The sequence below is a fragment of the Senimuribacter intestinalis genome (genome assembly GCF_943192965.1).
Taxonomy (GTDB): Bacteria; Bacillota; Clostridia; order Peptostreptococcales; family Anaerovoracaceae; genus Senimuribacter; species Senimuribacter intestinalis.
The window spans coordinates 81,157-93,073 of sequence record NZ_CALPCF010000012.1 but is presented as its reverse complement, the minus strand read 5'-3'; the positions used below and the strand labels follow the sequence as shown (position 1 = coordinate 93,073).

17 protein-coding genes are annotated in these 11,917 nt (G+C 45.3%); all 17 read left to right on the top strand.

Annotation, left to right across the window (positions count from 1 at the left end):
* The first annotated feature begins 27 nt into the window (after window positions 1-27).
* The 17 genes from modA (at window position 28) to NFR88_RS11105 (ending at window position 11,771) form a co-directional block, all read left to right on the top strand.
* Window positions 28-816 carry a molybdate ABC transporter substrate-binding protein gene (gene modA / locus NFR88_RS11185; protein ID WP_161909383.1) on the top strand — a complete coding sequence of 263 codons (789 nt, stop codon included), beginning with the start codon at window positions 28-30 and terminating at the stop codon, window positions 814-816.
* A gap of 35 nt (window positions 817-851) precedes the next feature.
* Complete coding sequence (modB, locus tag NFR88_RS11180) at window positions 852-1,541, top strand: molybdate ABC transporter permease subunit (RefSeq protein ID WP_251616005.1); 690 nt, start codon at window positions 852-854, stop codon at window positions 1,539-1,541.
* Entirely contained in the window at window positions 1,519-2,586 is a 1,068-nt protein-coding gene (locus NFR88_RS11175) for a sulfate/molybdate ABC transporter ATP-binding protein (RefSeq protein WP_251615998.1), read from the top strand. The genes modB and NFR88_RS11175 overlap by 23 nt, the downstream gene beginning before the upstream one ends.
* Before the next feature lie 20 nt (window positions 2,587-2,606).
* Window positions 2,607-3,623: a molybdopterin-binding protein gene (locus NFR88_RS11170; RefSeq protein WP_251615996.1), complete on the top strand. Its 1,017-nt coding sequence runs from the start codon at window positions 2,607-2,609 to the stop codon at window positions 3,621-3,623.
* A 3-nt stretch (window positions 3,624-3,626) separates the two neighbouring features.
* Window positions 3,627-4,601: an NTP transferase domain-containing protein gene (locus tag NFR88_RS11165; RefSeq protein WP_251615994.1), complete on the top strand. Its 975-nt coding sequence runs from the start codon at window positions 3,627-3,629 to the stop codon at window positions 4,599-4,601.
* 12 nt (window positions 4,602-4,613) lie between these two features.
* Window positions 4,614-5,645 carry an XdhC family protein gene (locus NFR88_RS11160; protein ID WP_251615992.1) on the top strand — a complete coding sequence of 344 codons (1,032 nt, stop codon included), beginning with the start codon at window positions 4,614-4,616 and terminating at the stop codon, window positions 5,643-5,645.
* Between the two features lies 1 nt (window position 5,646).
* Entirely contained in the window at window positions 5,647-6,243 is a 597-nt protein-coding gene (locus NFR88_RS11155; RefSeq protein WP_251615990.1) for a histidine phosphatase family protein, read from the top strand.
* Window positions 6,240-7,217 (top strand): GTP 3',8-cyclase MoaA, encoded by a 978-nt coding sequence (gene moaA, locus NFR88_RS11150; RefSeq protein ID WP_251615987.1) that lies wholly within the window; start codon window positions 6,240-6,242, stop codon window positions 7,215-7,217. The genes NFR88_RS11155 and moaA overlap by 4 nt, the downstream gene beginning before the upstream one ends.
* Window positions 7,218-7,219: 2 nt before the next feature.
* Window positions 7,220-7,681 carry an MOSC domain-containing protein gene (locus NFR88_RS11145; protein WP_330588358.1) on the top strand — a complete coding sequence of 154 codons (462 nt, stop codon included), beginning with the start codon at window positions 7,220-7,222 and terminating at the stop codon, window positions 7,679-7,681.
* Window positions 7,662-8,153, top strand: a complete 492-nt coding sequence (moaC, locus tag NFR88_RS11140; RefSeq protein WP_251615985.1) for a cyclic pyranopterin monophosphate synthase MoaC — start codon at window positions 7,662-7,664, stop codon at window positions 8,151-8,153. Before NFR88_RS11145 ends, moaC begins: the two co-directional genes overlap by 20 nt.
* Window positions 8,089-8,658 (top strand): molybdopterin adenylyltransferase, encoded by a 570-nt coding sequence (gene mog / locus NFR88_RS11135; protein WP_307726238.1) that lies wholly within the window; start codon window positions 8,089-8,091, stop codon window positions 8,656-8,658. Before moaC ends, mog begins: the two co-directional genes overlap by 65 nt.
* Before the next feature lie 106 nt (window positions 8,659-8,764).
* Window positions 8,765-9,178, top strand: coding sequence for a hypothetical protein (locus NFR88_RS11130; RefSeq protein ID WP_251615982.1), 414 nt, complete (start codon window positions 8,765-8,767; stop codon window positions 9,176-9,178).
* The gene (locus NFR88_RS11125; RefSeq protein WP_251615981.1) at window positions 9,166-9,471 is read left to right on the top strand and encodes a M20/M25/M40 family metallo-hydrolase; all 306 of its coding nucleotides are present in this window, start codon (window positions 9,166-9,168) and stop codon (window positions 9,469-9,471) included. The genes NFR88_RS11130 and NFR88_RS11125 overlap by 13 nt, the downstream gene beginning before the upstream one ends.
* A 461-nt stretch (window positions 9,472-9,932) precedes the next feature.
* Window positions 9,933-10,559, top strand: a complete 627-nt coding sequence (locus NFR88_RS11120) for a LysO family transporter (protein ID WP_251615976.1) — start codon at window positions 9,933-9,935, stop codon at window positions 10,557-10,559.
* Window positions 10,505-10,948, top strand: coding sequence for a LysO family transporter (locus NFR88_RS11115; protein WP_251615974.1), 444 nt, complete (start codon window positions 10,505-10,507; stop codon window positions 10,946-10,948). Before NFR88_RS11120 ends, NFR88_RS11115 begins: the two co-directional genes overlap by 55 nt.
* 171 nt (window positions 10,949-11,119) lie before the next feature.
* Window positions 11,120-11,299 (top strand): 30S ribosomal protein S21, encoded by a 180-nt coding sequence (rpsU, locus tag NFR88_RS11110; RefSeq protein ID WP_022146591.1) that lies wholly within the window; start codon window positions 11,120-11,122, stop codon window positions 11,297-11,299.
* A 25-nt stretch (window positions 11,300-11,324) separates the two neighbouring features.
* Window positions 11,325-11,771 carry a GatB/YqeY domain-containing protein gene (locus tag NFR88_RS11105; protein WP_160200430.1) on the top strand — a complete coding sequence of 149 codons (447 nt, stop codon included), beginning with the start codon at window positions 11,325-11,327 and terminating at the stop codon, window positions 11,769-11,771.
* The last annotated feature ends 146 nt before the right edge of the window (window positions 11,772-11,917 follow it).

Sequence of the window (11,917 nt, the reverse complement as noted above, 5' to 3'; positions counted from 1 at the left end):
TATAACGGTATGATGAGGAGGCAAGCGATGAAAAAAACATGTAAACAGGCAGCAATATTGCTGACAATGATACTTCTGCTTTTACTTGGGAGCTGCGGAGAAAGGGAGAAAGAAACAGAGCCTGCAGAGCTGCACGTATTTGCAGCAGCTTCTATGACTGAAGTCTTGACAGAACTTGGAAATACATATATGCAGGAGAATAAAGAAGTAAAGCTGGTATTTAATTTCGACTCTTCAGGAACGCTGCTGACCCAAATTGAAGAAGGTGGAGCGTGCGACATCTTTATATCCGCAGCCCAGCAGCAGATGGATGCTCTTTCTGACCGTGTAGAGGACAGCCGCTTTGATATTTTGGAGAACAAGGTGGTTCTAACAGTGCCGGAGGGAAATCCCGCAGAAATAGAATCCTTTGAGGATCTAAAAAAAGGGCTTGAAGAGGGAACGATTATTTTAGCCATGGGTAACAGCGATGTACCTGTAGGGCAGTATACTCAGAAGATTTTGGATTACCTGGGGCTTTCAGAACAGGCGCTGTCTAAGGCAGGACTGATTACCTACGGCAGCAATGTAAAAGAAGTTACAACCCAGTTGACAGAGGCAATGGTAGATTGCGGCATTATCTATGAGACAGATGCAAAGACTGCGGGATTAACCGTAGTGGATACTGCGGAGGAAAAGATGTGCGGACAGGTTATCTATCCGGCGGCTTTGCTGGATACATCAAAAAAACTTGAAGAGGCAAAAGCATTTTTAGACTTTTTGCAGGGCGAAGAAGCTGCTGCTGTATTTTTAAAGTATGGCTTTACACCCGTGTAGCAGTGATAACTTGAAGTATAGAAGGAGAGAAAAGTATGGATTGGTTTCCGCTGCTGAATTCGCTGCGTATTGCCTTAATCAGTACAGTTTTGGTATTTTTTTCAGGGATTGCTGCGGCATACTGCATTTCCAAATTACCGCGACTTGTCAAAGGCTGTTTAGACGTAGCTCTAACCCTGCCCCTTGTACTGCCGCCTACGGTGATAGGCTTTCTGCTGCTGAAAATACTGGGTCCAAGGCGAATGGTTGGAAGCTGGCTTCTTGAGATGTTCGATGTCAAACTGACTATGCAGTGGTGGTCTGCTATCTTTGCAACTGCAGTAGTCGTTTTTCCGCTGATGTATAGAACGGCGCGAGGTGCATTTGAATCCTTCGATGAAAATTTGGCATATGCGGGCAGAACCTTAGGGCTGACGGATACGTATGTTTTTTGGCATATTCGTATGGCGGAATGCAGACAGGGAATTCTTGCAGGAACGGTTTTGACTTTTGCAAGAGGTCTTGGCGAATATGGAGCAACCAGTATGGTGTCAGGGTACATGCCGGGAAAAACCGCTACAATTTCAACGACAGTTTACCAACTGTGGCAGACCGGACAGGACGGGCTAGCGGGCAGGTGGGTACTTGTCAATTTGGGTATTTCCTTTATTGTACTTTTAGCTGTGAATCTGCTGGAAAGAAAGCAGGAAAGGGGAAAGAAAAGTGGCCGTAGAAGTAGATATTGAAAAGAGACTTGGGAATTTTCAGCTGTCAGTACAATTTCAGGCAGGTGAAGAAACGTTGGCAATATTAGGCTCTTCAGGGTGCGGAAAGACTATGACGCTGAAATGCATTGCAGGAATTGAAAAACCGGATTGTGGCCGGATTGTACTGAATCAAAAGGTGCTATTTGATTCGGCAAAGGGTATCGACTTGCCGCCGCAGCAGAGGCATACGGGGCTTTTGTTTCAGGATTATGCCTTGTTTTCCTCAATGACGGTACTGGAAAATATTATGGCAGGCGCTTATCGCAGAAAAAAATCCCTTCGGAAAAGCTTAGCTTTGGATATGATTGAACGAATGGGATTAAAGAATTTGATGAATCACTATCCTGCGCAGCTTTCCGGTGGACAAAGACAGCGAACTTCCCTCGCCCGAATGTTGCTTTCAGCTCCGGAAATACTGCTTTTGGACGAACCCTTTTCGGCGCTTGATTCTCATCTTCGTCAGAGGATGGAGCAGGAGATTAAGCTGCTTTTGAAAGACTTTGGAAAAACTGCCATTTTGGTTTCCCACGATATAGAGGAGAGTTATCGTATGGCAAGTCGTATTGCAGTTATGGGTGAAGGCGTTATAGAGAACATCGGAGAAAAGACAGAGCTTTATCGCAATCCCAAAACGAAAAAAGGCGCACAGCTTTTAGGCTGCAGAAATTTTTCTCGGGCAATATGTCAATCGGGCGGATGGGTATATGCGCAGGACTGGAATCTAAAGCTTTGGGCGAAGAAGGCGCAGGACAGAGCCGGCGCAGCCTGCTATGTTGGAATCAGAGAAGGGGATCTCAGACTGGCAAGACCAGAGGATCCAAGGGAAAATCGTTGCAAATGTACAGTAGAAGGGTATTTGGAAAATCCGGACTGCTTCATTCTTTTGCTTAGACCCCATGGGGCAAAAGCAGAAACGATTCTGCGCTGCCAGCTGCCTTTTGGACTAGATGGGATGCAGAAGAAGGACTGTACAGAGGTCGAGCTTTATTTGCCGCCTGCTGCCATCATGCTGCTGACAGAGTAAATAAGGAAGGAAAATGGAAAATGAAAAAAATCAGAGTAGAAGATGCCGTCGGACAAAGATTATGTCACGATATTACCGCCATGAGAGACGGATTTAAAGGTGCGGCATTTCGCCGCGGACATGTGATTTCTAAGAAGGATATAGAAGCTTTATTGGCAATCGGTAAGAAACATATTTTTATTTGGGAAGATAAGGCTGGGGAAATACATGAAGAGGAGGCGGCACAGCGCCTTGCTGCTATGGCATCGTTGCAGGATGCACATTACGAGGGACCATCTGAAGGAAAAATGGTATTGAAAGCAGATACCTCCGGAATGTTTCGGGTAAACCGCAGACTTCTTTCGGAAATAAATCGAATAGGTGACATTACTATAACGACTTTGCCGGATCATTATCCCGTTCAGAAAGGAGACAGACTGGCTTCTATGAGAATCATACCGCTGGTGACAACGGAAGAGCAAATTGAACAGGCAGAGAAACTATGTCAGAATGAAAACCTGTTGGCTCTTTTGCCCTATAAAAAGAAAAAGGTCGGTATTATCATCACCGGGTCGGAAATATATGAGGGACGAATTGCCGACAAATTTGAAATGGTAGCGAAAAAGAAGCTGACAGCTTTTCCTTGTGAAGTGCTTGGCGCAACAATTTGCGATGACAGACAGGAGCAGATTGTCAAAGCGGCGCAGTCATATTTGGATCAGGGTGCAGAACTTTTACTTTTCTCAGGCGGTATGTCGGTAGATCCTGATGATTTGACACCAGCGGCAATCAAAGCGTGTGGTGCTGAGATTATCACATATGGTGTGCCAAGTCAGCCGGGCAATATGACCTTGGTTTCTTATTTGGGCAAAGCTGCGCTGGTCGGCGTACCGGGAGCGGCTATCAGTCTGCCGGTTACAGTTTTAGACGTATTGCTGCCCCAGCTGTTTACTGATGTGAAAATAACAAAAGAAGATATGCTGGCCTTAGCAGAAGGGGGACTGTGTCAACTGTGCGAGGTTTGTCATTTTCCCAATTGTACATTTGGGAGGTACTGAGCGATGAAGAAAAAAACCTTTGCTGCTGTGATACCGGCGGCAGGACTGTCTTCACGTATGGGCAATTTTAAGCCTTTGATGCCTTTTGGAGAAACTACAGTATTGCAATCTATTCTGCATCTGCTCAAAGCAAAGCAGGTGACGGAAATTGCAGTGGTAACAGGATATCGGGCTGAAGAGATGAACTATGCTTTGCAGCAGGAAGATATTACTATTTTATATAACGGCGCATACAGGAAAAGTCATATGTTCGACTCCATCTGCATGGGATTTGACTATATGAAAGACAGGGCGGAGCACGTGATTCTGTGGCCGGTAGACATTCCCGCGGTGACAGAAGAAACCGTGGAGAAGCTCCTTTGCGCAGCGGAAAAAAGTGAAGGCGTCGTATATCCTGTGCATAACGGTATCAGCGGACATCCTGTGATTTTTTCGGAGGCTGCTTATGAGAAAATTCTTTCCCATGACGGACGGGAAGGGCTTTACGGGGCGTTAAAAAAAATCCAGGCTGTCACAGAGATAGCGGTGGAGGATCCCTTTGTACTTATGGACATGGATACGAAGGAAGACTATCGTCTTTTAGTGGAGAAGAAACAGGCTTGGGAGAGGGAAACGCTTATGGGAAGCAGGGTGACACCTTTTACCTTTACATGTCAGGTGTCTTTGCAGTATGGAGAGATATTTTTTGACGAAAAATTGGTTTACTTGCTGAATTTTGTGGATCGCTTAGGTTCATTAAAAAAAGCATGTGAGGAAATGGGCATTGCCTATAGCTACGGGTGGAAGCTTATTAAAAATGCAGAGCGACGAGCCGGATTTTCCATGCTTTGCAAAAATTCGGGCGGGATAGGAGGCGGAGGATCCACCTTAACGCCATCTTGCAGGCAGTTAATCGGTTCCTATGAGCTGTTTTGCAAACAGCTTAAAACTTGCGGTCAGGAAATATTTTCGGGCTGTTTTGACTGGTACAGACGTTAACAGGAGGTAGAAATGAAGCAGATTTGTCGATTTATTAAGGAAAACTTGGAGGAAGGAAAGGCGTGTACGCTGATTACGATTATCTCAAGCGAAGGCTCGGCGCCCAGAGGCGCAGGTACTAGTATGGCAGTCAGTCAAAGTGGACAGTGCTTTGGAACAATCGGCGGAGGAGCTGTGGAGCATAGGGTTTCCAAGATGGCGGCGGATGTGATGAAAAAAGGCCGCTCTAAAACGGATTTTTTCATGCTGCACCCCAATGATGTACAGGATTTGGGAATGATTTGCGGCGGCGATATCAGAGTATATTTGCAGTATATCGCACCATCAGATGAAAACTGCGCTCTTTATGAAACTATCTGCAAGGAGGCAGAAAGCAACCAAAACCGCTGGATTGTATTTGAGGTGGATGAAAGGCAGCACAGCACTGTCAGCGTCCTTTCAGAGACGGAAGTGGTAGCAGGGGCAAAGTCTGCAATTCAGTACTTAAACTGTTTGAGCACGGCGGCTGCAGCTTCTTGGAGGGAGACGGGAAGCTACTACATTCAGCCGCTGGCAGTGAAAGGAAAGGTCTACATTTTCGGAGGAGGTCATATTGCCAGAAAATTGGTGCCGCTGCTGAGCGGAATAGATTTTTCTTGTGTCGTATATGACAGCTTGGAGGAGTTTTCAGATCCGGCAGATTTTCCTTTGGCAAAAGAAGTTATTTGCGGATCCTTTGATTGTGTTAATGATCGTTTGCGGCTGGACGAAGCAGACTTTGCGGTGATTATGACCCGCGGTCATGCCTTTGATTATACGGTGCTGCGTCAAGTTTTGGAAAAGCACACAGCTTATACGGGGATGATCGGCAGTAGAAGCAAAGTGCAGACAACACGTACACGGCTTCTTGGTGATGGCTTTTCAGAAGCGGATATTGCAAGAATTCATTCGCCCATCGGTCTTTCCATCGGTGCACAGACACCGGCGGAAATTTCTGTCAGCATTGCAGCGGAGATGATTGCAGTGCGGGCTGCCCTAAGGAAAGGTGAAAAAACGGAGAATTAAAATGAGTGACAGAACTTTTTATTTGGTGCGCCATGGAGTTTCAATTTTACAGGAAAACGGTAGAGTCTGTCTGGGAAAAGGCAGCGACCCACCCTTAGCGCCTTCCGGATTTGAACAGGTTGAGAAACTGATGGAAACCTCCTTTTTTCGCAGAGTCAAAAGTGTAAAAGCAGTTTATTGCAGCCCGCTTCTAAGAAGCAAACAGACAGCTGTGGTATTAGCTGAAGGCACGCGAGAAATTCGAGTGGAAAGCGGGCTTTCTGAAATGGACATGGGGCTGTGGGAAGGTATGTATTTCAAACAGATTGAAAAGGAATTTCCGTTGCAGTATGCACTGCGGGGCTTGCACCCGTCAGTGCCACCGCCAGCAGGGGAAACCTTTGCAGAGGCAGCAAGCCGGATGGAGGAAACCCTTTTTCGAATGATGGAGGCACATCCCAAGGAGAAAAAATTCTTAGTTGTGGTACATACCGGCATTGCCAGCGCCTTTTTATGCCACATTGCTAATAAAGATTTTGACGAAAACAGAGGGTGCAGATTGACTCACTGTGGTCATGCAGTGGTAAAGTACAGGGATGGAGGCTTTGAGAAAAAATGAAAGATCAATTTGAACGAAATATAGACTATCTGCGCCTTTCAGTGACAGATCGATGTAATTTGCGGTGCAGATACTGTATGCCGCCTGAAGGAATCGACCCATGTGCGCATGGAGAGATTTTATCCCTTGAGGAAATTCTTCGTTTGGCCGGCTTGTTTGCAAAATGCGGCGTTCGCAAAATAAAGCTGACAGGCGGAGAACCTTTGGTGCGAAAAAATATCTCCCACCTCGTCAGAGGCCTTAAGGGGATTTCTGAAATCCAAGAAGTAACTCTGACAACCAACGGTCTGTTACTCAAGGAGCAGCTGCCGGACTTGTTAGATGCAGGAATTGACGGTATTAACATCAGTATAGATACGCTGAAGGAGGATTGCTATCGAACTCTCACAAGAGGAGGAGAATTAAAGCAGGTCATTGAGGCTCTGGACGCCTGTTGTAAACAAGAAAATCTTGCGGTCAAGGTCAATACAGTGACTTTGGCAGAATATAACCTGAATGAAATTGCATCGTTGGCAGCCCTGGCAAAGGACTATCCTATGGATGTGCGTTTTATTGAAATGATGCCTATGGGACCTGGAAAGAATTTTGCAGGATATACACAAGAGACGGTGCTGAAAGTATTGGAGGAGGTTTACGGCACCCCGCAGCTGACACTTGAGCAGCGGGGTAACGGTCCAGCAGTTTATTACAAGCTGGACGGATTCTGTGGAAGAATCGGCATGATTAGTCCAATGTCCCATAGTTTTTGTGAAGAATGTAATCGAATTCGATTGACTGCCGGAGGCTTCTTAAAACCCTGTTTGCATCATAGTATGGGGATTGATCTGCGAAAGCTTTTGCGGTCAAAGGCGACGGATACAGAGATTTTGTCGGCAATTACAGATGGAATTTTCAGCAAGCCCAGCCGGCATATGTTTTGCACATCAGATACAGGCAACAGTGAAACGCGCAGTATGTACCAGATAGGAGGATGACAATGATAGGAATTGTAAAAGCAGTGTGTACCAGTGAAAAAAAGGGGACTGTAAAGAAAAACGTGGGAAAGGCAGTTTTTTTGGAAAACCATGGTCTTGTAGGCGATGCTCATGCAGGAACGTGGCATAGGCAGGTTTCCCTTCTTTCCTGGGAAAAGATAGAGGCTTTTAAGGCGCTGGGAGTTTCAGTGGATGATGGGGATTTTGGTGAAAATTTGGTGGTAAGCGGCGTGGATTTTGCACGACTTCCCCTTGGCAGTATATTTCAGATTGGAGATGCGAAACTGGTCCTTACGCAAATCGGAAAAGAATGTCATCACGGATGCGCCATTGCACAGGCTGTCGGCAAATGTATTATGCCGACAGAAGGCGTATTTGCAAAGGTAATCAAGGGTGGAAAAGTAAAAGTCGGAGATAGGCTGGAAGTGATAACGGAGGATGAACATGAAGCTGACACACTTTGATGAAAAGGGTAATGCGCGGATGGTAGATGTGGCAGAAAAGGATGTAACAGAGCGGCGCGCTGTAGCAAGAGGCTGTATCAAGATGTCACAGCAGGCTTATGCTGCGGTGATAGAGGGTTGCGTTGCAAAGGGCGATGTGCTGACAGTTGCAACCACAGCGGGGATTATGGCGGCTAAAAAGACGTGGGAGCTGATTCCTATGTGTCATCTGCTGCCATTGGCAGGGCTTTCTGTGGACTGGATGCTGGATGATATCCATTGCATTATTACCTGTATCTGTACTGCGAAGTCCAGCGGAAAAACCGGCGTGGAAATGGAGGCACTAACGGGAGTCAGCGTGGCGCTGTTAACTGTCTACGACATGTGTAAAGCCATGGATAAATTCATGGAGATCGGAGAAATTCACCTTGAAGAAAAAGAAGGAGGCAAAAGCGGTCATGTCATTTTCAGAGAAAAAAAATTACATCAGTAATCAGACGTACAGAACGGCAGTAATGACCCTTAGCGATAAAGGCGCTAAAGGCGAGAGAAAAGATGAAAGCGGGCCTCTCATCATAAAGCTGCTGGAGGACGTTGAAGAAGACAGTTATCAGGTTGTTTGCAGTGTATTACTTCCCGATGAGCAGTCTGTAATCGAACAGACCCTGCGTAATCTCTGCGATGTAGAGAAGCTGGATTTAATTTTGACGACCGGAGGCACAGGTCTTTCACCTAGAGATGTAACACCGGAAGCAACCCTTGCAGTGGCAGAGCGAAATGTGCCGGGAATTGCAGAGTATATGCGCGCTAAATCTTTTGAAATTACGCCAAAAGCGATGCTTTCTCGCGGAGTCGCAGTCCTCCGTGGAAAGACGCTGATTATCAATCTGCCGGGAAGCCCTAAGGCGGTAAAAGAGCAGCTGGAATTTATTCTGCCGGCACTGCCTCACGGTCTTGATATTCTCCTTGGTAGAGATGGGGAATGTGGCGGTAGATGAATGTAATACCGTTATCCACATATATTGAAAAAGTAAAAAATAATGGTATAATAACCTTGGGACGAATAACTAGAAAAAGAACTGGCATAAAAAGTACAACGGACTGTTGCACAATAATACAGCAGACAAGGAGGCAGGTCATGTATCTGACCGTAGGAGAAATTTCAAAAGCCCTCGGTATATCTACAGAAGCGAACTGCTTCTTCTTGGAAAATTTCAGATTGGCTCTATGCCGGCGGAGTTCAGAAGACCGGGATGTTTTGAGGAAGCAAGCCATATGGTGTGGTATTTGCAGGAGTGTTTTGATTTTGATAAAGAGGACTGGGGCAGTGTATCTATGTCTTTTTACTATGATTTAAATGAGGAAGCGCCAAAGCTCAAGAGATATCTTTCCGTTGCAGGCATACAGAAGTTGAGCCCGTCCAATTTAAGTGAAAGTGCAATTTTGGAGCAGGAGGACTACTGCTTGATTACAGAGGTGCATTATAGCAGCCAGCCACTTGAACAGTGGGGATTTTAGCGCATGTAGATGTCGTTCCGGCGGGGAATCTAGCAGCTTGGCAGACGCCTCCTTTTGTTCTCGTACAAAAGGAAAGCAAACTGTACGGAAGAGGCACTTTGGACGATAAAGGCGCAATTATTGCTTCTCTTTACGCAATGAAAGCGATGAAAGACAGTGGAATGCCAGTGCATAAAAAAATTCAACTGATTTTGGGTACGCAGGAGGAAGGGGAGTGGTCGGACATAGATGCTTACGTGAAACAGTATCCTCTGGCGGTCATATCTGTCTGTATTCAGACACAGTTATCTTGACTTCTGCTTCTACACAAATTACCAATGCAGAGTATTTCCGTACTTCGGGACCGCTTGTAGCACTTCCCTTTGCTATTGCGACAGTTGGATTTATCGCGCTGGGCTTTGTGACGGCATAACAGAAACAATGAGAACAAATCACGTAAAACGCACGAAAACGTGTAATGATTTTCTGGAACTGACAAAGCTGACAGCTTTTTAGATTTTTGTCAGTTTTGTCTGTGTTTTTATCAAAAAACCTGACAGGACTGACAATTATTTTTGATTCTGTCAGTACTGTCAGGTTTTCAGGCGTATTAAGACGGGGTCTTTACGATTTGCTGACAAAATCCTACACGCTGCTATCATTTTGTCAGTATTGATGGCTAATGATACTTTTTATAGAACAGGTTGGCAACTATTGTCAGCCTGTTGTTTTTATATTATAATGAACCATAGCATGTTAAAAAAGGAGATATGGCATGGCGGATTTAGCACTATACCTGTCGATGGCGGTAATTGGTTATTTCTTTGGGAGCAAACTGCGCAATCACGAGACTTTGATTCGATGGACTGGAAGACTGCAGACCTTTGCGATTATCATATTGATTTTTTCCATGGGCATGCGAATGGGTGCTAACCGAGAGGTGGTGGAGAATCTCAATTCAATTGGACTCTATGCGCTGATTATAACGATTTCCATCATTTTGTTTTCCATCATAACCATGACGGCAGTTCGTAAACTGATGGGGATTGACCGGTTTGGAAATCTTCAAAGTAAGGAAGACCGCGGCGGGATGGTGCAAGAAATGACGTCGGAAACGGAAATAAAAACCGAAGGAGACGCAGACGAAGAATCTTCGGACAACAAGATGAACTTCATGACTGCTATCATCGTTCTTTGTGTGGCGGGCGGACTGCTCTTTGGACATTTTTGTATACCACATATTTTTTCGGATATGGAAGTTTTTTCAAATCTAATTAACGTGATGATAAAGGACTCTGCGTACTGCTGTTTTTTGTCGGCTTTGATATGGGCGTGGACGGTACAGCGATGCAGCATTTTAGACAGGTGGGCGTGCGTGTATTTCTCTTTCCAGTGGCAGTGATGGCAGGAACCCTGATTGGGGCGGTGGTCTGTGTGCCGATTCTTTCCGAAATCTCGCTGCAGGAAGCCCTTGCAGTGGGCGGCGGTTTTGGCTGGTATACCTTTGCACCGGGACTGATTATGGAAGCAGGACTTGTGACCGCAAGTGCTATTTGCTTTATGCACAACGTTATGCGGGAGTTTATATCAATTTTGATTGTACCGCTGGTGGCAAAAAAGATAGGATATCTGGAGGCAATGGCGGTGCCGGCATGTTCGTCTATGGATGTTTGCCTGCCGATTATCGAACGTTCCACGAGAAGCGACATTGCCATATATTCTTTTATCAGCGGGGTTGTGCAAAGCGCAGCAGTGCCGATTGTAGTGCCGCTGATTTTGAGACTAGGCTGAAGGAAAGGGACCAGCACAGGCAGAATGTTTGTACTCGGGCAAAAAATGTAAAAAAAGATTTTTAATTTTAGACTTGCCTATCGCCGCCAAAAATAGTATAATAGTTCCGTTATAGGCAAAAGACTGTTCACAGCTAATTATTTTCAAGTTAGTCAGGAGGTGAATTGGAATATGGCACAGGTAATCGTTAGAGAAAACGAGAGTTTGGAAAGCGCTCTGAAGAGATTCAAGAGATCATGCGCAAGAGACGGCGTTATGAGCGAACTCAGAAAGAGAGAGCATTACGAAAAACCAAGCGTAAAGAGAAAGAAAAAGTCTGAAGCTGCTAGAAAAAAGGCTAAGAAATACTAGTCATTTAGGATCGAGGTGATAGTAAATGACTTTAAAAGAACAATTAATGGCTGATTTTAAAGAGGCAATGAAAGCCCATGATGAAACAGCTAAGAGTACAATCAGTTTAGCTCGTGCTGCCATTAAGCAGTATGAGGTGGATAACAGAGAAGAACTGGACGACGCAGGCATTATTGCAATTTTATCCAAGCAGGTAAAAATGCGTAAGGATGCCCTCGCTGATTTTGAAAGAGCTGGAAGAGCAGATCTGGCAGAAGCATATAACGCGGAGATAGAAATTCTGAACAGATACTTACCGGAACAATTATCCAAGGAAAAAGTCATGGAGATTGTCAAGGAAACTGCAGACGCACTGGGAATTGAAGGCGGCAAGCAGAACATGGGTAAGCTGATGGGGCCTGTTATGGGCAAGGTCAAGGGTCTTGCGGACGGCTCCTTGGTAAAAGAAGTTGTGATGGAATTTCTGTCATAAAGCACAAAATACGAAAACAGGACAACCTGACAAAATGTCAGGTTGTTTTTTCTATTTAGAAGAGATAAATTTTTGCAACTTTAGCCGTTGGCAGCTTCTTAAAGAGATACTTGTCCACAAGGCTGCGATATTGTAAAATAGAAATC

What these genes read in the sequence shown, in the direction of transcription:
- NFR88_RS11165 (WP_251615994.1), top strand. Translation starts at nt 3,627, where the DNA reads ATGAAGAAAAAAACCTTTGCTGCTGTGATACCGGCGGCAGGACTGTCT.
- moaA (WP_251615987.1), top strand. Translation starts at nt 6,240, where the DNA reads ATGAAAGATCAATTTGAACGAAATATAGACTATCTGCGCCTTTCAGTG.
- modB (WP_251616005.1), top strand. Translation starts at nt 852, where the DNA reads ATGGATTGGTTTCCGCTGCTGAATTCGCTGCGTATTGCCTTAATCAGT.
- rpsU (WP_022146591.1), top strand. Translation starts at nt 11,120, where the DNA reads ATGGCACAGGTAATCGTTAGAGAAAACGAGAGTTTGGAAAGCGCTCTG.
- NFR88_RS11120 (WP_251615976.1), top strand. Translation starts at nt 9,933, where the DNA reads ATGGCGGATTTAGCACTATACCTGTCGATGGCGGTAATTGGTTATTTC.
- NFR88_RS11145 (WP_330588358.1), top strand. Translation starts at nt 7,220, where the DNA reads ATGATAGGAATTGTAAAAGCAGTGTGTACCAGTGAAAAAAAGGGGACT.
- NFR88_RS11170 (WP_251615996.1), top strand. Translation starts at nt 2,607, where the DNA reads ATGAAAAAAATCAGAGTAGAAGATGCCGTCGGACAAAGATTATGTCAC.
- NFR88_RS11160 (WP_251615992.1), top strand. Translation starts at nt 4,614, where the DNA reads ATGAAGCAGATTTGTCGATTTATTAAGGAAAACTTGGAGGAAGGAAAG.
- NFR88_RS11115 (WP_251615974.1), top strand. Translation starts at nt 10,505, where the DNA reads ATGCAGCATTTTAGACAGGTGGGCGTGCGTGTATTTCTCTTTCCAGTG.
- moaC (WP_251615985.1), top strand. Translation starts at nt 7,662, where the DNA reads ATGAAGCTGACACACTTTGATGAAAAGGGTAATGCGCGGATGGTAGAT.
- NFR88_RS11155 (WP_251615990.1), top strand. Translation starts at nt 5,647, where the DNA reads ATGAGTGACAGAACTTTTTATTTGGTGCGCCATGGAGTTTCAATTTTA.
- modA (WP_161909383.1), top strand. Translation starts at nt 28, where the DNA reads ATGAAAAAAACATGTAAACAGGCAGCAATATTGCTGACAATGATACTT.
- NFR88_RS11105 (WP_160200430.1), top strand. Translation starts at nt 11,325, where the DNA reads ATGACTTTAAAAGAACAATTAATGGCTGATTTTAAAGAGGCAATGAAA.